The organism is Rossellomorea sp. GCM10028870 (assembly GCF_042666755.1).
Lineage (GTDB): Bacteria > Bacillota > Bacilli > Bacillales > Bacillaceae_B > Rossellomorea.
This window is the reverse complement of the sequence record NZ_JBHTGN010000004.1, coordinates 314,538-334,977: the sequence shown is the minus strand read 5'-3', so window position 1 is coordinate 334,977 and position 20,440 is coordinate 314,538. Positions and strand designations below refer to the sequence as shown.

Here is a 20,440-nt window from a genome sequence, read left to right as displayed (position 1 = left end):
CCGATGAGTGATCGCCATTTAGGTGTTAAGGCAAATCCTGTACCCAACAATCCTATTTCACTGATACATGGAAAGCACTTTCTCTACATCACTGATCAAATCATTTAGTTCAACCTGTGATAAGCGTACAGGCATTTGATCATTTAGTGTAATAATTTGTCCGTCATCTTCGTTTTGATGTTTTTTTAAATATTGATAGATACTATCGATCTGATTCTTATTGAGGACTGACTCTGTATTCAAATCCTTTACTTTCTGTATAGAAAATTCATTAGTAGTTGAATCAAAATCCCCCGCAATAATGGTCCCTTGCAAGAACATACTCTCACTCCTCATTGTAAGTATATGTTAGTTTATCCCCAACTCAGGACTATTAGCAGCAATACCATCTACCAACAGGCAAATTTCAAGAAAACAACCGAAAACCGATATAATGTCGTGCCCGGTATTATTTGTTCTCATAAAAATGATCACTTCAACCCATTGATCGCCTTCGTAAGCTCTAAGAATTTCTGATCCAATTCAGCATACCCTTTATCACCCGGCGTCATAAAACTGAGCCTCCCCAACACATCCTGTCTCTCCGTCTCCAGTTTCAGCCTCAATTCCCCCTGCTCATCCCGTTCTGGAGCAGGTTCATTCAGCCGTTTATGAATCCCTTCGTTCTCAATCACAAGTTTGGTACTCGTCGTCTTCTCTAGAAAATACCGGTCATGGGACACGACGATCAAAGTTCCACTGTACTTGGAGAGAGTATCCTCAAGCTGTTCACGCGATGCCAGATCAAGATGATTCGTCGGCTCATCCAGGATCAGCACATCTCTTTCTTCTAAAATATACTTCATCAATTTGCACTTTACACGCTCACCCATGCTCATATTCCTGATCGGTTCCCGCCAGTGGGTCGTCTGGAATCCCAAGTGCTTCATGAGCGTCTGGACTTTCCCTCTTTCCTCGAATGTTTCCTGGTGGAAAAGCTGCTCGGGCGTTTCGTCAAGAGGAAGGTCGAACACTTCCTGCGTCAGATAGCCGATTTGGGCAGATGGTGAAACCCATACTTCACCGTCAGCCTTCTCCTGCCCCAGGATCACCTTCAATAATGTCGTCTTCCCGCTGCCATTCGGTCCGGTGATCGAGACCTTTTCGCCATGCTGGATCGTAAAATTGGCGTTCCTGAATAGGATTCGTCCCTCGAAAGCTTTCGTCAGATCCTTCACTTCCAGGAACCGCTTTCCGGTCTTATATGTGGCCTTAAGGGAGAATCGCACCGTATGTTCTTCCTCAACCTCTTCCACCTTTGCCCTCTCAAGCTCTTTCTCAAGACGCTTTTGCTTCGATTTCACCTGACTGTCCGTCCGCTTTGCTTTTACACGGTAGTATTCTTTATATCCTTCCTGTTTCGTGGATTGAGCATGGGCTTTTTGTGACCAGGAATTGAGCTCGCTGATCTGACTTTCGATCCTTTCCACCATCTTCTGCTGCTTTTCATATTCACGCTGCTGGGACAGCCGTTTCTGTTTTCGTGCCTCCATGTAGCTCGAATAATTCCCTCTATGCTCAAGGAACTTTCTGCCTTCAATCGACCATATCTTTGTTACGGCTTCATCCAGAAAATACCGGTCATGAGACACAAGAATGATCGTCCCTTTATATTCCTTGACCTGTTTTGTCAGGATCTCCATGCTTTCCTGATCCAGGTGATTCGTCGGTTCATCCAGCAGAAGGAGGTCTCTGTTTATCGCAAAGCCTTTTGCAAGCCTCGCCTTCAGCTTTTCACCGCCGCTCAAATGCTGAAAATCATTGTCGGGAACATGCCATTTTTCCAGTAACCTGGATTCGGAGGGGGTCGTGTCGTTGATGGAATAGGATTCCATTTCCTGCTCGACCATACCGATGTTCAAGTCATGCTGCAACCATTGGATTATGCCTTCGGAGGGTACTAAATCCCCGTTAATCAACTGCAGAAGTGTAGATTTACCCGCACCATTCTGCCCGATGATCCCGATGACATCCCCTTCCTGCACACTCGCTTTTACACCCTCAATAATATTCTGATCCATGATTTCATAGCTTATATTCACTAATTTCATTAATTCTCTCATACGATCTTCCCCTCTCATCAAAGGGAGAACAAAAAAAATCCTCCCATTTCTTCTGGAAGGATTAGCCGTACCTGTCGCGCTCAAAGAAGCCACTTGAAATCAATGGCTCAGACGATGTAATAAAAATGGGCAGACTAATCCTATTTTGGTTGATTTGAAATATGAAATTTCAAACGTCGCGAAAATAAGATTAGTTCTTCATCGTCCACCCATCACTCCTGTCATAATTAGTAAATTAACTATACCATGAAGGGATGACGGAAGCAAAAGGAAATTGGATTCTGCTTTCGTCCTTCCATCACTAAAAACGAAAGTATCAGATGCAAATTAAGTGGGAAGCTAACCATGTGAACTTATTTTCAAAAGGTATGACCCGTATCGGGTTGCATATTCACTAGGAAGGAGTTTTACGCTTGGAATCAATCTGGTTAGAATACGGATGGACATTACTGATCCTTATTGGCCTTGAAGGCTTGTTATCAGCGGATAATGCCCTTGTCCTCGCCGTTATTGCAAAACACCTGCCGGACGACGAGAAGAAAAGGGCCATTAAATATGGGATTTTCCTCGCCTTTGCCTTCCGTTTTGGTGCCCTCTTTGCCATTTCGTTTATCGCAAACGTCTGGCAGATACAGGCCATAGGTGCAGCCTACCTTCTTTACCTGGGCTTAAAGCATGTCATCAAAGCACGTTTTGGAAAAGAAAACGAAAATATACGGGAAGACACAGAAGAAGAAGCTGCAGGGAAAGGCTTTTGGCCGACAGTCGGGAAAATCGCATTGGCGGACCTTGCCTTTGCCATTGATTCGATCCTAGCTGCTGTGGCCCTTGCCCTTGGGCTGCCTGATTCTCCTCTGGATAATTTCGGCGGAATGGACGGCGGGAAGTTCCTGATTGTCGTCCTTGGAGGAATTGCCGGGCTGATCTTAATCAAATATGCGGCAACCTGGTTTGTCCAGCTGCTTGAAAAGCGCCCAGCTTTAGAAACTACCGCTTATGCGATTGTCGCATGGGTCGGGGTGAAGCTTGCGGTCATTACCCTTGCACATGAAGATATCGGGGTGCTGGATCATGATTTCCCTCACAGTACTGGTTGGACACTCACTTTCTACGGTGTTCTTGTGGGGATCGCTTTGTTTGGTTGGTTTGCCCCTGGGAATAAACAATCACAGCATAGTAATGTTTGAGGAATAAATAATCAATAAGACAAGCCCTGCGAGAAAATCACAGGGCTTTGTCCGTTTTTATTATTTTAGTACCAGCTTCGCCACAACTTCCACATGGGCAGTCTGCGGAAACATATCAACAGGCTGCAAATACTCCACGCGATAGTGCTTCTTCAAATAATCAATATCCTTCGCAAGGGTGGAAGGGTTGCAGGATACATAAACGAATGTTTTCGGTTTTACTTCTTTTAGCGTATCAAGCAGCTTGTTATCGCAACCTGTTCTAGGAGGATCGACTACAACCACATCCGGACGCCAGCCTTCATTTTTCCATTGAGGCATGAGCGTTTCCGCACCCCCGACAAAGTACTCAGCGTGATCCACTCCGAATTTCTTGGCGTTTTTCTTCGCGTCATCGATTCCTTCTTTGATGACATCCATCCCACGGATTTCTTTCGCTCCATCTGCGAGCCAGAGACCGATTGTACCGACTCCACAGTACGCATCGACAACCTTCTCTTCCCCTGTGAGCCCCGCTGCTTTTTTCGCTTCGTTATACAGCTTGCTCGTCTGGATCGGGTTGAGCTGGAAAAATGCCCGGGCGGATAGCTCGTAGGTGAACTCTTCCAGGCGTTCTTCGATGCTTTCTTTACCTGATAGATGGATTGTTTCGTCTCCGAATACGAGTGCCGTCTTCTTAGGATTGATGTTTTGGGCGATTGAAACGACTTCCGGAAGACGTTTCTGAATTTCAGAAATCAGTAATTCCTTGCGTGGAATCTTCTTCTCTGCAGTGACGAGTACGACTTGGACTTCGCCTGTTTCAAAGCCGACACGGGTCACGATCGTTTTCAGGAACGGCTTCTTCTTTTTATCATCAAAGACAGGGATGTTAAAGTCGTTGATAATGCGCTTGATTTCAGTTGTGACTTTATTCGTCAGTGGGTGCTGAACGATACACTCATCGATGTCGATGAGCTTGTTGGAGTTCATGCTGTATAGCCCTGCGATGGCTTTCCCGTTTTGGGTTCCCACTTGGAATTGGCTTTTATTCCGGTAGTGCCAAGGGTTGTCCATCCCGATCGTCGAACGGATGTCCAGGTCTTCTAATTTGAGCTTCGTATGACGCTCAAGTGATTGAAGCAGGATATCCCGTTTGGCGTCGAGCTGCCCTTCATATGAGAGATGCTGAAGCTGACAGCCTCCACATTGCTCGTAGACCGGACATGGGGCTTTGGTGCGCTCTGGTGACTTCTTCCGGATCTTTTTGATGCGGGCCTCGGAGAATTTCGGGTGGACCTTGGTCACTTCGACGACCACTTCTTCTCCCGTCAGTGCTCCAGGTACGAAGACGATCTTTCGTTTAAAGAATCCGACTCCTTCACCATTGATGCCGATTTTTTTTATGGTCAGAGGGAACTGTTGTTTCAACTCGATTTTCACTTCATTGTGCTGCTTTTTTGCGTATTGCTTTTTCATTGGTTCACGTCCGTTCTATTCGATACTTCTCCATAAATACAAGGATGCATAGCTTAAATAAGGATGCCAGGATGCGCTGAATTGATCCAGCTCGTCCATGGTCGGTTTCTGATCCATTTGGAATAATTTCTTGATGGCATTTTGGATGCCGATATCCGCTTTCGGGAAGAGATTCGGCCGACCAAGTCCGAATAACAGAAAGCTTTGGGCTGTCCATGGGCCGATTCCGCGGATTTTAGTAAGTTCCTTGATGACTTCTTCGTCCGACTGCCCGGCTAATTTGTCCAGGTCCAGTTCTCCGCTTGCTACCTTCTGTCCGATGCCAATTGCATATTCCGCTTTCCGCTGACTGAATTGCAGCTCCCGCAGTTCTTCCACAGTAAGTCCGGCGACTGTTTCCGGTGATGGATAGAACCACACTCCGTCTTTTTGCCAGCCATATTTGGTGACGAAACGATGGGTCAGGGTGAACGCGAATTTCAGGTTCAGCTGCTGGTGGATGATGCTTTTGATGATTGTGGCGAACGGGTCGAACTCCAGGATGATGGGTGTGCCGATATGCTCTTCGAAGATCGGCTTAAGATCGGTTTGCAGGAAGTGCTCGTGCATTTTGTTAAGACCGGTGTGCCACTGGAAAATATCTGAGATTCGGTCCTGCTTTTGTTCAAGGAATTCTTCATGTTCAAAGGTGATGCTGAATTCAGGTTGATCCGTGGTGCCTGTCGCCTGAACCATGATGACCTCGCCTTTCCCATCCGGGAGATAATATGGAACCTTTACGCTTCGGTCTTCCTGATCCACTGCGTTCAATGGATCCAGCGACAGCCGCTCCAGTACCCGGTCGAAATCATACGGACCTTCAATCTTAACATTCCTACTTACCATCGTCCTCATCCTTCCGCACAAAACTTGTATGTGTATTATAGCATAACGGGAGTGTAACACTTCAACGTTGTCGTTCGTCTAATACATTAGAAGAGAGGGACGGACCTCTAAAAGTGGACGGACCTTATGGAATTTCTGAAAGGGTGATTGGATGAAGAGATTGATGATGGCTGGTTTGTTCCTTGTGCTGGTCGCTGGTTGTAATGAGCATGGAGATCAGGTCGAGGTTGGATTAGGTAAGCAAGTAGCGGATTATGAACCTGCAGAGACGGATATTGTAAATACACATGGTGATGTTCTAAATCTCGAGCAATTTGAGGAGTTTTACGGTAATGTGAAGAATGGCGTTGAGGATCGTGTCCGAATTGTCAGCTATACAGATGAAGGCGATCCAATCTTGCATGACCTTGAGTTTGATGGAATACTGATTCATTCAGTACGAGATTCTCGTCAGGATACATTTGGCAACGGTGAAATCATGGAAATGACATGTAAGAAGATCGAGCATGTCGAAGATGGAACAATGGCAAAGAATATGTATAACCTGGCCGATTGCAACAAGAATGATGCCGATGATAGCGTCCTTTGGTATTGATGGTTTGGAGGGACGGACCTTCCTTCTTGACTGAAAATCAGATCTGCTGCATGGGAAAGCGTGAGACCCTACCTACTATGAAGGATCTCCCCCTTTTTGCTCTCTCTTAAAAAGAAGATTATGTTCCACCCTATTTAAACTGGCAAGAGCTTCCGTCTCAAGTTCTGTCATTCGCTCTTCGTACCTTTTCGTTTTCTTCCTAATGAATAGTAGCTGTCCCAAAATGATACCTGCCAATACGATAATGACTACTGTAAGTATGACTGTGTTTTCCATCAATAAGCCTCTCCTCTATATTCTTTTCATTCTATTAACCAAAAAAAGAGGGAAATGTCCCCCTTTTTCGGAATCCTTACTCTAGAGTGTTTCGTACAATGTTTTTACTGCTTTTGATCATTGACATGAAGCAATTCCACTTTGGTCGGTGTATACCCTGTCCCGTCCAGCCATGATACGTAGACCCGGTAGGTTTCTGTTTGAGCTTTATTCGTCACTGTAGCAGTGGCACTATCAGAACGATCGCTTTCCACCCACCATAGAATCATATCCTCTTTTGATAAGTCTGCTCCTCTTGAAATGGCAGTCGTCATCTCCTCCCAATCAAGGGAGCCTTCATCCAATGTCACTCTCGTATGGTTTTTCTGATTGGTTGGTACTGACTGCCAATCTTTCGTGATGACTTTATCAACGTTCGGTTCGTCGCTATTCTTGACGGTTATCCCGTCCGAATCTTTAATTTCTTTTTGTTTATCAGACTCTTCCTTGGCGTCATCACTGGGAGTATCTTCTTTCTCCCCGCCTGACCCTGTATCGTTTGGTTTAGGGGAAGTCGCTTTTTCTTCTTTGACATGATCAGTCTTATTGCCTGAACTGCTTGTTTTTCGATTCTCTTCTGGCAGTTTTGAATCGCCTTCAAGTTCCAAGTGCTTTTTCAGCTGATCAGAAATGTCATGAAGCTTTTCCTTATCGGGTATGTAATAGTAGGTACCCTTCATGGTTTTGTCTTTACCATCGATTTTGTGCTCCTTGATGTTTTCCCGGGCTCCCTTATAATGAGATTGAATATTCCACATCTCGATCAAGGACATGTTTGTTTTGATATTTTTTTCAAGGACCTTGACGACTTCACCGAATTTCGTGATCGAGGATATATTCTCCCCTTTTTGCATCAGTTCTTCAATGACTTGACGCTGACGTTTTTGACGGCCGAAGTCTCCTCGTGGGTCCTTCTTTCTCATTCGGGCATAAATCAATGCCTCTTTACCATCCAATCGAATCTTACCTTCGGGGAAGTGGACATGTTTGTCAGTGAACTCTAAATCATTGTTCACTTCCACCCCGTCAAACGCATCAATAATGCCCTCGAACCCCTCCATGTTTATTTGCAAGAAATAATCCACGGGAACATCGAGGAGATTTTCTACAGAGTGGATGGTCTCCTCTGGCCCTCCCACTTGATAGGCACTGTTGATTTTGTTCAGGCCGCCTTCTATATTGGCATACGTATCGCGGGGGATACTGACCATATGCATCGATTGGGAATCGGGATTGATCGTTAAGAGAACCATGGTATCGGCTCGGCCGCCCGCTTCACCCGGTCTCGTATCGACTCCCATCAACAGAATCGAGATGGGGTCCCCATCCTTCAAGTGGATCGTTTCCACATGTTTCTCGAATGATTCTTTCCTGTCGACCTCTTCGTCCATACCGGCTTCGATCGAGGTGACAAATTGGAATGTAAAGCTGATTACCCCCAGAATCAATACTGTCACAGAGGTTAAACTGAATAGCAGAAATTTTTTACCCATTATCTGTCCTCCACACTAAAGCCTGCTACAATGATGTCGGCTCAAAAATGCGCCTGTTGACTATGCGGCGGGTTTAGAGCCTTCCTGATGATAATTCCGTCCTGTCCGGGACACCTTGTTCCACTTTTTGTTGAAGAAATAGGAGATGCTTCCATACATGACAAAATACATCGTGACAAATCGGTAGATGAAAATATCAAACAAAATCGCAAAAAACAGACGGAAACGATCCTTCATAGAGAAGGTGAAACCGTACCGCTTCCCTTGGCGTATCGCCACCACGTCATACATGAAACCAAATAAGAATATCCAAAACAAATAAAAAAACAGATAATCCACATATGTATTTTGAGGGTCGTATATCATATTGAAGATCACGATTCCTGTCATAATATAAGAAGCAAGGGTACCGATCAGAAACGCTTCAAATATATAGAAGAAAGAAACGGTCTTTGTAAATAATGTTTTTCCAAAGAAGGCGCTGAAATGAATGATGCAGTCGATATAGGCTTTCTGCCAACGTAACCGCTGCTTGGTTAAGTCCCTCCATGTTTCCGGTAGTTCGGTGTACCCGACGGCATCGGATATAAACTTGATTCGTAAGTTTTTATGTTTCGCGATGAGTTTTTGGATACGGAGTGTGATGTCAATATCTTCTCCTATTGTCTTGCGATAGCCCCCGACATCGAGTAGTGCTTGCTTCCTGAAAATCCCGAATGCCCCGGATATGACAGCTAAAGCTCTGAATCGTACAAGAGATAGTTTTGAAATATAAAATGCTTTAAGGAAATCCAGCACTTGAACCCTTAATAGCATGTTTGTATGCCTTAAAGACAGTCGGTTCGAAGGTTCATTTGTCTTTGCTTGCAAAACATGTACCATCCCGCCTGCAGCAACGACGTTCTTATCTTCGAACGCATCATTGACAGCCGATAATGCTTCTTCGGCCAAAATCGTATCAGCATCCAACGTAATGATGATGTCATGGCTCGCGTATTCAATGCCGGCATTCAAAGCGTCCGCTTTTCCCCCGTTCTCCTTATCAATCACGAAGAAATGTGGGTAAAGTTTCGATCGGTATACTCCTTCGACTTTTTCATATGACAGCTTTCCGATTGGATCTATGGAACATGATTTCAACTTAAGCCGTTCAAATAAATAATCCATTGTCCCATCCGTTGAACCATCATTAATATACACAACCTCCATTTGAGAATACGGCAATGATTTCATGCTCTCAATGGACGTGTCAATAATACCCGTTTCGTTATAACAGGGAATCAAAATGCTCATTCCCTTTTCATCTTCATACCCATGTTCGATCATCCACTTTTTCAAAGCAGGGTTTCGCCTCGACCTTTCGTCAGGATCACGGAACAATGGTAGACAATGATATAGATGCAGCACCGGGAACGTCACACTTAAAAAGAAAAACACGATGATGACTATTTCCAAAAAAAAACACTCCTCTTTGACCGAATATCCCTGATTTTCCATCAGACGACTATCGAAAAATGATAAAAAAAGTATGTCAACAATCACATACATGGACATTCTCACCCTTTTACAAAAAGAAAACGCCCTCCTAAAAAGGAGGACGAGTATTTATCATTATTAAAATGATAGCACACTTAGAGTGGAACCAATACAGTAGAAGGTTCTAAAAAAATACTCCGCATACCTAGTGCAAACTGTGTATATCAAGGTAACCTTTTCCTTTTCATCCACCCACAGTAGGCATTTCACATTACCTCATTCATTAGAATTGGAAACAAATATCTCATCAGGATATTTAATGAAGGTTGGGAGGCATTTTCTTTAACTGCTTTTCTGCCATTAAGTATGAATGTGAGTCTTCGTACTTACAATATACAAATGATAGGGTTTTCTTTATTTATAACAATTAGCGCTGTAAGGAAAATTGATCATGTCCTTTGTCTGAGCATCGAGGGACGGACCTCATTTCCTAGGACCAGGTCCTAGGAATGAAGGTCCGTCCCCCTTATTTTTTCATCATTGGATGTTCATCCAGGCTTTTGAAGGTGTAGCCCCTTTTCTTTAGGTCTTTTATGGCTTTTTCCATGGCGTCTGCGTTGTCTTTGGAGACGGAGTGCAGAAGGATGATTGCGCCTGGATGGGCTTGGGCCATGATATTGTCGTACGAGTATTGCCAGCCTCTTTGCTGATCGGTTTTCCAATCGATGAAGGCGACTGACCAAAAGACGTGGGTGTAGCCTTCTTCTTTCGCGATTTGAAGCGTACGTTCAGAGAATACGCCTCTCGGTGGACGCAAGTAGTTCATTTCTTTCTGACCTGTCAACTCTTTCGTTTTCACTTTTACTTTTTCCAACTCTTCACGGATTTTCTGATCGGAGCTTGCCGTGAAGTCCGGGTGATGCCAGGAATGGTTCCCAACGATGTGCCCTTCCTTTACCATGCGCTTGACCAGGTCTTCAGCGCTTAGTAAGTAGTGCCCTGTCACGAAGAAGGTGGCTGGCACTTTTTCCTGCTTCAATACATCAAGGATCTGACCTGTGTAGCCATTTTCATACCCATTATCAAAGGTCAGATACAGGACTTTTTTATCCGGTGATCCTTTGTAAAAAGCATCATATTTATCAAGCAGCTGATCATGCTGAGCCCCTGCTTCTGCAGGAGCTTCATTCTGACTCTTCTTAAATCCCCAGCCTATCGGGTTGTTTGAAACTGCATAGGCTTGTGCCGGGATGAGCAATACTAAGATTGACGCTATTATCAACACTTTTTGTGATTTCCGCAAGTTGAACCCTTCTTTCACATTCCGTTTCCCTTAGTTTTTGAGAACGGGAAGGATTCATGTGTACTAAAAGTATCCAATAATATAAGCGGTTATCAAACCTCAACCTTTATTTCGTTTGCAAACTCGCTTCAAATAGATCGATGATTTCCAGGAATCGTTCTGCTTCTCTAAATGTGTGATCAGCCAATAGTGGATGGATATTACTTTTGATCCTGCATTCTTCAATTAATTCTCTTGCCGTTTTCTTGAAATCACGTAATGACTTAACTGAAACCTTATTCTGATTCAGAAATTGATTCAACATCGGCTTTGTTTCTGATTGTGGACGCATGGAGTCTAAATCAATCGCTTGAAAAACCAGTTGATCGAAATCCTGGCTGAATTCTCTTGCCTGTTCAACTAATTTCCGTTCGGAAGGATCCAATAGATGTCCGATAAACTTCGCGTGATCGGCCATGATTTTCAGAAAGAATACATTTTCCTGGATTATGGAATCCTGTTCTGGTACAAGTTTCCCCTCATTCAATTCCTGCAGACGCTTGGCAAAGAATGCTGCCTCTCTGCTAATATGATCCACTAACAAGGGATAATTATTAGAGCGAATTTCACATCGCAATGTCAAACCTAATATTTTCCGCTTATAGTTCCAAATCGCAGCTGCCGCTTGATAAACTTCGCTGTTAAATGCCTGGATTTGCCGCACATCCGTGTTGATAGAGTATTTATTCAGCTTCTCCTCGATTCTTTCGAAAACCACAATGAATTGTTGTGCTTCTTCAATTAATTGCTTCTGATCATACGTGAATCCCAAGCTCAAAAACAACGCATGCTCCTTCATAATTCTCGACCAGAATTGAATCTCATCTAAAGATCGGGCCACGATCGGATTTGTCATATGTTCTTCCCCCTTCACTCTCACTCTTCCTCCTCATACTTATGTAGATGTATTTAAGATAATACTTTAAATATGTTGAATTCATATAGTTCATAAGTAAAAAAAAGATTCCTTCTATTAGTACAAAAGGAATCTTCGAGTGGGATGACAGTAGAATAAAGTTTAGATGATTATAACTTGCATACAATACAAAAGCTTGGGCAGGTCACCCTGATCTTTCATTTTTCGTCGAAGAGAGACATGTTTCGAGATAAGGTCCGTCCCTCACTCAAAAAATGTCTGATACTTCGTCGCCATTTCGGTTAGTTTCCCGTTATGTTCATCGATGAATTCAGACACGACTTTTTTATCCCAGATGGCCTCTCCTGTTGGGAATTGCTCAAATTCATCCTGGAGGTTCTTGACCATTTTGTCCCTTGAAACGGATACCATGGATTCGTCTATCTGGAAATGATATTCCCGGGCATTCGGAACGAGTAGGGTCATGTAGATGGCGTTGTAATAAAAGTTCTTGCGGTCGGCATGATTACCGTCAAACCAAAACTCATCCACATCACTTTCAGAAAGGCCCCCTTCTTTATTGCCGTAGGTCACCTTCACCATTTCTCCTGAAAGATCGACTTCCTGAATGGTCTCTCCACCGGGCAATTCCTGAAGGATCGCACTGACCTTGGAGTTATCCCCGACATAGGTTCCACTGTTTTCTTTTAACGTATCAACGTTCACATCTTCTATTGAAGTGATATTGGACTTTTCACTAGTGCTTGCACACCCTGTTAAGAACACCATCAAGGAAAGAAACAACATGCTCACTAATTTATTGAAAATCATCATAGCCCTCCAGCTCCTGTTTGTATGTAATACGAACGAACGCTCTTTAAAGTTTCAACCTGATTTTAACATAAATAACCAATAAAATAACCACCCCGTATCCCGTACGAGGTGGTTCCAATTTCTTATTTAAAAACTGGCTCTTTAAACTGAGCTAATTTTTCCAATGACGATTTATCCACTTCTTCATGAAGGCTGTTACCATGTGAATCCATCGTTACAACCGCTGTGAAGCCTTCCACATTCAGGTGCCACATCGCTTCAGGAATACCGAACTGCATCAGATCCACTCCGTCTACGCCTTTAATGCAATCTGCGTAGTACTGTGCCGCTCCACCGATGGCATTCAGGTAAACACCGCCATGATCTTTCAAGGCAGCAAGGGTTTTCGGTCCCATTCCGCCTTTCCCGATGACAGCACGGATGCCGAATCGCTTCATGATGTCCCCTTGATAAGGCTCCTCACGAATCGATGTTGTCGGGCCAGCCGCTTTCACGTGCCAGTTGCCCTCATCGTCCTTCAGCATGACCGGACCACAATGGTAGATGATTTGGCCATCAAGATCCACCGGTGCATCATTCTCACTCAAATGTTTGTGGATCGCATCACGGCCGGTGTACATGCGCCCGTTGATTTGAACCACGTCTCCCACTTTCAACTCACGGATCTTTTCTTCCGTGATCGGAGCTTGCAGTACCACAACATTCGGCTGTTCCCCGGATGAAGCCGCTGCCGTTTCAAGCTCAGCCTCAGATCCTTGAGTAAGGTCAATCTTCTCGCCTTCCTGGTAGAACCATTCGTCGATACCGCCTGATTCAACATCAAGCTTCACCCCTAAGCGACGGAATGCCCAGCAGTTATAAGCAACGGATACGAAGAAGCTTGCAGGGATACGATTCATCACACCGACTTTACAGCCAAGCAGCGTCGTTTCACCGCCGAATCCCATCGTGCCGATTCCAAGCTCATTCGCATGGTCCATTACGTACTCTTCTAACTTACGTAGATCTTCATTCGGATTCACATCATCAACGGAACGAAATAATTGTTCTTTTGCCAGGTCATAGCCTGAAGAACGATCTCCTCCGATTCCAACTCCGATGAAACCGGCACTGCAGCCTTGTCCCTGAGCCTGATACACCGAGTGCATCACGCATTTACGGATCCCATCCAAGTCACGTCCGGCACGGCCCAGTCCTTCAAGCTCACACGGAAGGCTGTACTGGATGTTTTTATTTTCACAACCGCCGCCCTTTAAGATCAGGCGCGCATCGATGTAATCCTTCTCCCACTGCTCGAACTTGATGACCGGTGTCCCTAAGCCAAGATTGTCTCCAGAGTTTGCCCCGGTCAATGAATCAACTGAGTTAGGACGAAGCTTTCCGTCCTTCGTCGCCTGTACCATCGCAGCATAAATCGCTTCTTTGATGTCAAGCTGATTCACGCCGACCGGTGTTTTTATTTTAAAAGTCGGAAGCCCTGTATCCTGACAAATCGGTGATACATTGTCATCCGCCATCTTTACGTTATTTGAAATCGTGTCCAGGCTCATAGCCGAACGCGTGCCGGCGTTCTCACGGGCTTTCGCCGTGCGGATCGCACGTCTAACATCCTTTGGCAGGTTTGTGGATGTTTCCACAATCAAATCGTACATACTTTGCTGTAATGTCTCTTTATTCATCGTTCTCCCCCTCTAAAGATCTCAAAAACAGTCTTAATTTTCATACATCATTATACTCCTATAAGAATAAGATTGAAAGGGATTTCACAATGGAATTTCCTTCTCAAAATAACATGAAACCTTGTCTTCTTCCTTATAGGTGTACCCGTTACTCTGGTAAAATTGGATGGCGTCCGCCCAGTGCTTGTTGGTTTCGAGGGTGAGTGTGCGTGCACCAAGAGAATAAGCTTTTTCTTCTAAATGATTGAGCATGATGCGGCCAAGACCTCGTTTTCGAAATGGGGATAATACAGACATTCTCACAATCCGATACGTATCCTGGGTTTCTTTTCGGATAGCGCCTGTACAGATGATCTTGTCGTTATCTTTTCCTATAAAAAAATGATGGTGCGTCCCATCGTACTCTACAGAAATATCATGAATATCGGGATTCAGGGTATGATCGATGAAGCCGAACCGTTCGAGGAAACCGGACAGGATCACGTCTTTGGCTGCTTGGCATTGGTGTTTTTCAATGGGTGTGATGATCATGGGGATGATTCGCTCCTTTAATAATAGATGTTTTTATTAAAGTTTGACGTTTTAGCGGGGAAATCCTGCTTGGTATTCTTGTCTCCTATTTTGCATAGGATGAAGGGTGAGGTTTATGGGGCGGATAAAAAAATTGTAGACCGTTATGAATTCTTATCGACCGTTATTAAAGTTTATCGATCGCTAATCAGATTTATCGACTGAAATCATCCGAATATCAACCGTTCTACAAAATCCAACAAATTCCGCAAAAAATCACCTTCACCATCGCTATTCACCTCACCCCCCAACCCCAATCAAAGGTCCGTCCCTCAAAAAAAATAAGAGCCCCATCAAGGACTCTTACTCACTCTTCTTAAATTGCTCGCATTTTACTTCTATATCATCGATCATCGCAATAAGGCGGTCGATATCGTCTATATCCGCTTGTTCAGGGTCGATTGAGTCCAGAACGTCGACGAACAGGTTCAGGCGTTGTTTTAAATAGCTCACTTGTGAGTCTTTATCGTTGATAGCTTTACCCAAGAGTTCTCTCTCCTTTCAATACGTTTACTATGGTAACCAATAACTTTCGGATTGACAAGGGCTGGGCGTTTCTCAATAATGGATAGGTGACTTACTAATAAAGGAGCTTTTACGAATGAAAACTGATACTCTCTCCAAGAAAATGTCGATTGACCATGATCCTTGGGAGGCTTACTTAGATGTGGATGAGCATGGTGATATCACGCTTTCCAATATAGAATTCACCACCACAACGCTCTGTAACATGAGATGCGAGCACTGTGCCGTCGGTTACACCCTGTCTCCGAAGGATCCAAGCGCTCTTCCCATAGAATTGATTCTCGAGAAGCTCGACGATATTAAAACACTTCGTTCCCTTAGTATTACCGGCGGAGAGCCGATGATGTCAAAGAAATCCGTTGAAAATTATGTCTTGCCATTACTCAAGTATGCACATTCCAGAGGCGTACATACCCAAATCAATTCAAATCTGACCCTGGATCTTGACCGCTATTTACTTATTGCCCCTTACCTGGATGTCCTGCACATCTCTCACAATTGGGGAACGGTCGATGAGTTCATCGATGTCGGCTTTGCCAATATGGAACGAAAGCCAACAAGGGAGCAGCGTCAGAAACTCTTTGACCGCATGATCGAAAACAGCCGTGCACTTTCTGAGCGTGGAGTCCTTGTCTCGGCAGAAACCATGTTAAATAAAAACACCCTGCCCTACTTGGAAAAAATCCATCGTCAAGTAGTAGACGAAATGAAGTGTGGTCGTCACGAAATTCACCCAATGTACCCTTCCGATTTCGCTTCAAGCCTAGAAACTCTTTCATTGGAAGAAACACGTGAAGCAATTAGAGACATTCTTTCCTTCCGTGATGAAGACGTGTGGATGCTATTTGGAACGCTGCCATTCTATCCATGCAGCTCTTCACAGGAAGACTTGGATTTTCTGACTGAACTCTATGCAGCTAAAAATGTTAGCGTCCGTAATGATCCCGACGGCCGTTCCCGTCTGAACGTAAATATATTCACCGGTGATGTCATCGTCACTGACTTCGGCGACACGCCACCACTTGGAAACATAACAAAGGATACGCTTCCTGCCATTTTTGAAAAGTGGAAAGAACAACCTCTTGCGAAAGAGTTGAACTGTCACTGCCCTATGGCCCGCTGCCTTGGACCGAACGTCCTGGTGAAGTCTATGTATTATGGTGATGTTGACTTTTCGGAGCGTGAAGCGAAGATTTCTCGATAAAATAGTGTGAAGGCTCAAATCCATTATAGATTTGGGCTTTTTTCATGTAATTTTGGATCTGATTTTCTATTAGTTGACTAACTTTAAGGGCTTGTTGTGCCAGTTTGACTGTTTGTTGTGCAACTCTCCAGGTTTGTTGTGCCAATTTGTGAACCAATCGCAACTCGTACACCAAATACCCATTCATTCCAAGCACGCCAATAAACCCCACTTCTCCCCTAAAAACATGGTCCGTCCCTCTAATCCTAAATATCACGCCATTCTTCCAACTCAAGGTCCGTCCCTCTCATACACAAAAAAAAGCACAACGGACATTTATCCGGTGTGCTTCTTATCCGATTGGACCGCGGTGATTTTCTTTCACGGGCTGGTCAATCTTCTGTAGTGCTGGGTCCATTACGTTATACTTTTGATTCTTGAGGCTTTCGGCATATACTTTAGCCCTTTTCGCTCCGAACCAAATTCTCATAGCTGTGTACGCAATCAGGATCCCACCAAAAATAAGTAGATACTCCATGATATCCCTCCTTCAATTCTGAATATTCTAATTATTATAACATATCAAAGAAAATAATAAAAGAGTGAAATTAAGGTTTACCCCATTTCACTCCTCTTTAAACATTTATCTTGGTGTTTCGCTTGCCATGAAGCCAAAGTGGACATGATCCTGAACTGGAATCCACGCTCCAACTCCTTGAGAGGTTACGTTTTTCACGACGATGGAGCGTTTCGTACCCTTCATGACAAGGAACACTTCACCGTAGGTCACTTTTCCTTTTTCGTTAATCGCTGGTGCGTAGGCATATAAGTAACCAAGTCGTTTAGGTGAAATATTGTACACTTGGTCTTTCTTCGTTCCTGCTCCTACAATTGTTTGAAATGCGAGTGGCAGCTTTGATTTATCCATTGCTTTAATAAGCATCATTTTCTCCACATCTTCTGCATGTGGAACTTTTGCCGTGAGTCCGCCCTTCACCACTTTTTGTGCTTCCTGGACGTAATGAATTTGATAGTTGGATTTTCCGCCACGGTTATCGAAATAGTTCGTATTGACCTTTTGATACTCCCAGTTAGGAGATGTCTCCGTTGAAGCATAATTTAAAGGCCATTCCCCTAAATAAATGGTTGCACGCAATCCAATCGTCGGTGCTTTATTCATCGTGGATTCGTTCAGTATCCGAATCAGGTTCGGATTTTCAATTTTCACATTGGATGTTTCAATTAGTTCCTGAGACCATTCGCTCGGTTGAAGATACGGCTGATCCTGTGTGGAATTGGGATACGTATTTTCCTTGGCGATATTTAAAACCGAATTCGGGATCTTTACACTGGTATCTTCATTTGCTTGCGGAGCTTTCTCCGTTGTTTTCGGTGCTTTGTCAGTTGCTTTTTTAGGACTATTTTCAGCATGGATACCAGTGGTTGCAACGAAAAATGCGAGAATGACCATAAGAGCAGTGCGCATGATTTTCATAAAATTGACTCCTTTCAAGCTTAACTTAAGGGTTTGCCGTTAGTTTTTCCTAGTTGGAATAGCTTATCCAAAAAACTTTATTTGAAAGAATATTTACAAAATTCAAATATTATATTATACTACTTTTGAAAAGAAAACAGTCGGGCATACTGACCGTTTTCAATCATTCCTACATTCCCTAAAAAAGAAGCGGAGTCCGTAATTGGACTCCGCTTCTTTTTTTATTATAGTAGATAAAATCCGATCCCCATGATGAAATAGGCTGCGAGTAGGGTCAGTCCTTCAAACCAGTTCGTCTCCCCGTCATTGGATATGACGATCGTGACAAGTACTGCTGAAACCATGGCCACCAGTTCCGGTAACGTAAACACCAGCGGCATGCTCGTTTCGAAAAACAGTGAAATCAATACAAGAACCGGCGCTACAAACATCGCGATCTGCAAGGTAGATCCCACTGCAATCTCCACAGCGATATCCATCTTATTTTTATAAGCCATTATGATCGCCGACGCATGCTCGGCAGCGTTTCCGACGATGGCTACGATGATGACCCCTATGAACAGTTCGCTCCAGCCGAATGTGTTCCCTACTTCTTCAAAGGTATGAACGAGGCGTTCAGATACATAGGCAACGGCTGCTGTAGAGGCGGCAAGGATCAGTAATGCTTTCCCTTTACTCCACTCCGGTTCTTCATGAGCGTGCGCACCTTCTTCGCCTTCATGCTGATACACCCCGCGGTGAGTGACTAATTTAAAGAATAGGGCAAATAAATAAAGGGCGATTAAAATAACAGACACACCAATTGAAAGGGACATGGTCTTCGCTTCGTTCATATCCTGGGCGAATACTTCCGGAATCACGAAAGCAACGATAATGGCAAACATAAGCAGCCCCGAGTTGTGACGGGCATCAAACACATTAAACTTCTGACGTTTGAACTTGATTCCCCCAACAAAGAAGGACAACCCGGCAACTAATAGAAGGTTTCCAAGTACGGATCCAGTTAAGGAGGCAAGCACGACGCCAACCAAACCAGCTTTTAACGCAAAAATTGAAATAATGAGTTCAACCGCATTTCCAAAGGTGGCATTAAGCAACCCGCCGATACGGGGTCCTGACACAACGGCCAAACTTTCCGTCGACCTTCCCATAAATGCTGCAAGGGCAATGATCGTCACACAATAGATTACGAACATAATTACATTCGGCCAATGAAGCAGTGAACCGATGACTGAGATCGGAACTCCTGCAAATACAAGCAGTGCAAATATTTTGTTCATGTGTAAGATCCTTCTTTCTAAAAGAAAATTTGTTTAAATCAAGTGAGATTAGACACATTATAGGTAGAACCTAATTAGGAGGTACCACCCATGGCACAAAACTTAAAAGATAAGATCGTTGAGTTGTTTTCCAACCATAAAACGGGCACCCTTGCCACAATCCGAGACAACAAACCATATTCACGCTTTATGATGTTCTACCATGAAGACCTTACTCTTTACACCGCAACCAATGAGCATGCGCACAAAGCGGAAGACATCGCACAAAACCCTCATGTTCATATTCTTCTGGGCCATGACCGAGATTCCGATCATGAGCACTATGTAGAAATTGAAGCAGAGGCAACTGTAGAAGAATCCAAAGAGCTGAAAGAGAAATTCTGGAACGACCAACTAAAATCCTGGATCGCAAGCCCCGATGACCCGGAATACATGCTCCTCAAACTCACACCCAAAACCATCCTCTACTACGAAAAAACAGGCAAAGAACCACAAGAACTAAGCCTATAGAGGACACCTAAAGAGGGACGGACCTTCAATCAGATGAGAACCTTGTTTGATGGGACTTATGCTGATTTTAGAGGTCCGTCCTTTAACAGTTTACTGTAGTGAGGGACACGGACCTTCATCTGGTTGTAAGCCTTGATGGAATAGGGCTTAAACTGATTTGAGGTCCATCCCTCAACACTCTACTGCACTGAAGGACGGACCTCCCATCTAGTTATAAACCTTGTTACAATAGGATTTATGCTCGTTGAATGGAGGTCCGTCCCTCAAAATTTCACTGCACTAACTCAAACGTTTCTTCGATTTTGATGCTGTCTTGTACGGATTGGACCATGGAGCAGTTTTTGCGGGTGAGCTTCATGGCTTTTTCGATTTTGTTTTCGTCGAGGTCCGTCCCTCTGATGGTGAAGTGAAGGGAGATGGCTTCGACTCTGTTTGCTTCGGCTTCGTTGCGGGTTACATCTGCTTTGATATGTATGTCGTCAAATTCGATGCGCATTTTCTCCAGTACTTTTCGGAGCACTCCCCCGCTGCAGACTGCTACGGAAGATACCAATAATTGGAACGGCCGAAAGCCATACTCTTCGTTACCCGAAACCTCCAGCTTCCCAAACCCTAAATCTGTGAAAAATCCGCCTTCTTGCATGTTAAATTCCAT

General features: G+C 44.1%; 21 protein-coding genes. 4 read left to right on the top strand and 17 right to left on the bottom strand.

Annotated features, from left to right (window positions below; translation table 11 throughout):
* Positions 1–57: 57 nt before the first annotated feature.
* On the bottom strand, positions 58–321 hold the full coding sequence (locus ACFQWC_RS17875; protein WP_299741711.1) for a hypothetical protein: 264 nt from the start codon (positions 319–321) through the stop codon (positions 58–60).
* Positions 322–470: 149 nt separating this feature from the next.
* Complete coding sequence (gene abc-f, locus ACFQWC_RS17870; protein ID WP_377108747.1) at positions 471–2,102, bottom strand: ribosomal protection-like ABC-F family protein; 1,632 nt, start codon at positions 2,100–2,102, stop codon at positions 471–473.
* Between the two features lie 413 nt (positions 2,103–2,515).
* Between abc-f and ACFQWC_RS17865 the strand changes: the two genes are divergently transcribed.
* Positions 2,516–3,289: a TerC family protein gene (locus ACFQWC_RS17865; RefSeq protein WP_299741707.1), complete on the top strand. Its 774-nt coding sequence runs from the start codon at positions 2,516–2,518 to the stop codon at positions 3,287–3,289.
* 60 nt (positions 3,290–3,349) lie between these two features.
* On the opposite strand, the gene rlmD is transcribed toward ACFQWC_RS17865, so the two are convergent.
* Together rlmD and ACFQWC_RS17855 are read right to left on the bottom strand one after the other, a co-directional pair.
* The gene (gene rlmD / locus ACFQWC_RS17860) at positions 3,350–4,747 is read right to left on the bottom strand and encodes a 23S rRNA (uracil(1939)-C(5))-methyltransferase RlmD (RefSeq protein ID WP_299741705.1); all 1,398 of its coding nucleotides are present in this window, start codon (positions 4,745–4,747) and stop codon (positions 3,350–3,352) included.
* 15 nt (positions 4,748–4,762) lie between these two features.
* Positions 4,763–5,632: a DNA-3-methyladenine glycosylase family protein gene (locus ACFQWC_RS17855; RefSeq protein ID WP_341357381.1), complete on the bottom strand. Its 870-nt coding sequence runs from the start codon at positions 5,630–5,632 to the stop codon at positions 4,763–4,765.
* 151 nt (positions 5,633–5,783) lie between these two features.
* On the opposite strand from ACFQWC_RS17855, the gene ACFQWC_RS17850 reads away from it, so the two are divergent.
* Positions 5,784–6,227 (top strand): DUF4362 domain-containing protein, encoded by a 444-nt coding sequence (locus ACFQWC_RS17850; protein ID WP_377108746.1) that lies wholly within the window; start codon positions 5,784–5,786, stop codon positions 6,225–6,227.
* Between the two features lie 75 nt (positions 6,228–6,302).
* Here the strand turns inward: ACFQWC_RS17850 and ACFQWC_RS17845 are convergent, their stop codons facing one another.
* The 9 genes from ACFQWC_RS17845 to ACFQWC_RS17805 form a co-directional block, all read right to left on the bottom strand.
* Positions 6,303–6,503, bottom strand: a complete 201-nt coding sequence (locus ACFQWC_RS17845; protein WP_377108745.1) for a Z-ring associated ZapG family protein — start codon at positions 6,501–6,503, stop codon at positions 6,303–6,305.
* A gap of 104 nt (positions 6,504–6,607) precedes the next feature.
* Positions 6,608–8,035 carry a DUF1510 family protein gene (locus ACFQWC_RS17840; protein WP_341357378.1) on the bottom strand — a complete coding sequence of 476 codons (1,428 nt, stop codon included), beginning with the start codon at positions 8,033–8,035 and terminating at the stop codon, positions 6,608–6,610.
* A 60-nt stretch (positions 8,036–8,095) separates the two neighbouring features.
* Positions 8,096–9,490 carry a glycosyltransferase family 2 protein gene (locus ACFQWC_RS17835; protein ID WP_377108744.1) on the bottom strand — a complete coding sequence of 465 codons (1,395 nt, stop codon included), beginning with the start codon at positions 9,488–9,490 and terminating at the stop codon, positions 8,096–8,098.
* 547 nt (positions 9,491–10,037) lie between these two features.
* The gene (gene pdaA, locus ACFQWC_RS17830) at positions 10,038–10,814 is read right to left on the bottom strand and encodes a delta-lactam-biosynthetic de-N-acetylase (protein WP_299741694.1); all 777 of its coding nucleotides are present in this window, start codon (positions 10,812–10,814) and stop codon (positions 10,038–10,040) included.
* Positions 10,815–10,920: 106 nt separating this feature from the next.
* Positions 10,921–11,709, bottom strand: coding sequence for a DUF2935 domain-containing protein (locus ACFQWC_RS17825; RefSeq protein ID WP_341357376.1), 789 nt, complete (start codon positions 11,707–11,709; stop codon positions 10,921–10,923).
* A 264-nt stretch (positions 11,710–11,973) separates the two neighbouring features.
* Complete coding sequence (locus ACFQWC_RS17820) at positions 11,974–12,540, bottom strand: DUF4825 domain-containing protein (protein ID WP_377108743.1); 567 nt, start codon at positions 12,538–12,540, stop codon at positions 11,974–11,976.
* A 125-nt stretch (positions 12,541–12,665) separates the two neighbouring features.
* A complete protein-coding gene (locus ACFQWC_RS17815; RefSeq protein WP_341357374.1) occupies positions 12,666–14,222 on the bottom strand; it encodes a fumarate hydratase in 1,557 nt (518 codons plus the stop codon).
* A gap of 84 nt (positions 14,223–14,306) precedes the next feature.
* Positions 14,307–14,753, bottom strand: a complete 447-nt coding sequence (locus tag ACFQWC_RS17810; RefSeq protein ID WP_377108742.1) for a GNAT family N-acetyltransferase — start codon at positions 14,751–14,753, stop codon at positions 14,307–14,309.
* 342 nt (positions 14,754–15,095) lie between these two features.
* On the bottom strand, positions 15,096–15,278 hold the full coding sequence (locus tag ACFQWC_RS17805) for an SE1561 family protein (RefSeq protein WP_034761313.1): 183 nt from the start codon (positions 15,276–15,278) through the stop codon (positions 15,096–15,098).
* Positions 15,279–15,393: 115 nt separating this feature from the next.
* Between ACFQWC_RS17805 and yfkAB the strand changes: the two genes are divergently transcribed.
* A complete protein-coding gene (gene yfkAB, locus ACFQWC_RS17800) occupies positions 15,394–16,521 on the top strand; it encodes a radical SAM/CxCxxxxC motif protein YfkAB (RefSeq protein ID WP_341357372.1) in 1,128 nt (375 codons plus the stop codon).
* A 331-nt stretch (positions 16,522–16,852) separates the two neighbouring features.
* On the opposite strand, the gene ACFQWC_RS17795 is transcribed toward yfkAB, so the two are convergent.
* The 3 genes from ACFQWC_RS17795 to cax all read right to left on the bottom strand — a co-directional run bounded on the left by ACFQWC_RS17795 (position 16,853) and on the right by cax (position 19,275).
* A complete protein-coding gene (locus ACFQWC_RS17795; protein ID WP_299741679.1) occupies positions 16,853–17,038 on the bottom strand; it encodes a hypothetical protein in 186 nt (61 codons plus the stop codon).
* Positions 17,039–17,143: 105 nt separating this feature from the next.
* Entirely contained in the window at positions 17,144–17,995 is an 852-nt protein-coding gene (locus ACFQWC_RS17790) for a YfkD famly protein (RefSeq protein ID WP_299741677.1), read from the bottom strand.
* A 224-nt stretch (positions 17,996–18,219) separates the two neighbouring features.
* The gene (gene cax / locus ACFQWC_RS17785; protein WP_044338559.1) at positions 18,220–19,275 is read right to left on the bottom strand and encodes a calcium/proton exchanger; all 1,056 of its coding nucleotides are present in this window, start codon (positions 19,273–19,275) and stop codon (positions 18,220–18,222) included.
* Between the two features lie 90 nt (positions 19,276–19,365).
* Here cax and ACFQWC_RS17780 point away from each other — a divergent pair, with 90 nt between their 5' ends.
* On the top strand, positions 19,366–19,785 hold the full coding sequence (locus ACFQWC_RS17780; RefSeq protein WP_299741673.1) for a pyridoxamine 5'-phosphate oxidase family protein: 420 nt from the start codon (positions 19,366–19,368) through the stop codon (positions 19,783–19,785).
* 271 nt (positions 19,786–20,056) lie between these two features.
* On the opposite strand, the gene ACFQWC_RS17775 is transcribed toward ACFQWC_RS17780, so the two are convergent.
* Positions 20,057–20,440, bottom strand: coding sequence for an OsmC family protein (locus tag ACFQWC_RS17775; RefSeq protein WP_299741672.1), 384 nt, complete (start codon positions 20,438–20,440; stop codon positions 20,057–20,059).

What these genes read in the sequence shown, in the direction of transcription:
- ACFQWC_RS17875 (WP_299741711.1), bottom strand. Translation starts at nt 321, where the DNA reads ATGTTCTTGCAAGGGACCATTATTGCGGGGGATTTTGATTCAACTACT.
- abc-f (WP_377108747.1), bottom strand. Translation starts at nt 2,102, where the DNA reads ATGAGAGAATTAATGAAATTAGTGAATATAAGCTATGAAATCATGGAT.
- rlmD (WP_299741705.1), bottom strand. Translation starts at nt 4,747, where the DNA reads ATGAAAAAGCAATACGCAAAAAAGCAGCACAATGAAGTGAAAATCGAG.
- ACFQWC_RS17855 (WP_341357381.1), bottom strand. Translation starts at nt 5,632, where the DNA reads ATGGTAAGTAGGAATGTTAAGATTGAAGGTCCGTATGATTTCGACCGG.
- ACFQWC_RS17850 (WP_377108746.1), top strand. Translation starts at nt 5,784, where the DNA reads ATGAAGAGATTGATGATGGCTGGTTTGTTCCTTGTGCTGGTCGCTGGT.
- ACFQWC_RS17845 (WP_377108745.1), bottom strand. Translation starts at nt 6,503, where the DNA reads ATGGAAAACACAGTCATACTTACAGTAGTCATTATCGTATTGGCAGGT.
- ACFQWC_RS17840 (WP_341357378.1), bottom strand. Translation starts at nt 8,035, where the DNA reads ATGGGTAAAAAATTTCTGCTATTCAGTTTAACCTCTGTGACAGTATTG.
- ACFQWC_RS17825 (WP_341357376.1), bottom strand. Translation starts at nt 11,709, where the DNA reads ATGACAAATCCGATCGTGGCCCGATCTTTAGATGAGATTCAATTCTGG.
- ACFQWC_RS17820 (WP_377108743.1), bottom strand. Translation starts at nt 12,540, where the DNA reads ATGATTTTCAATAAATTAGTGAGCATGTTGTTTCTTTCCTTGATGGTG.
- ACFQWC_RS17815 (WP_341357374.1), bottom strand. Translation starts at nt 14,222, where the DNA reads ATGAATAAAGAGACATTACAGCAAAGTATGTACGATTTGATTGTGGAA.
- ACFQWC_RS17810 (WP_377108742.1), bottom strand. Translation starts at nt 14,753, where the DNA reads ATGATCATCACACCCATTGAAAAACACCAATGCCAAGCAGCCAAAGAC.
- yfkAB (WP_341357372.1), top strand. Translation starts at nt 15,394, where the DNA reads ATGAAAACTGATACTCTCTCCAAGAAAATGTCGATTGACCATGATCCT.
- ACFQWC_RS17795 (WP_299741679.1), bottom strand. Translation starts at nt 17,038, where the DNA reads ATGGAGTATCTACTTATTTTTGGTGGGATCCTGATTGCGTACACAGCT.
- ACFQWC_RS17790 (WP_299741677.1), bottom strand. Translation starts at nt 17,995, where the DNA reads ATGAAAATCATGCGCACTGCTCTTATGGTCATTCTCGCATTTTTCGTT.
- cax (WP_044338559.1), bottom strand. Translation starts at nt 19,275, where the DNA reads ATGAACAAAATATTTGCACTGCTTGTATTTGCAGGAGTTCCGATCTCA.
- ACFQWC_RS17780 (WP_299741673.1), top strand. Translation starts at nt 19,366, where the DNA reads ATGGCACAAAACTTAAAAGATAAGATCGTTGAGTTGTTTTCCAACCAT.
- ACFQWC_RS17775 (WP_299741672.1), bottom strand. Translation starts at nt 20,440, where the DNA reads ATGGAATTTAACATGCAAGAAGGCGGATTTTTCACAGATTTAGGGTTT.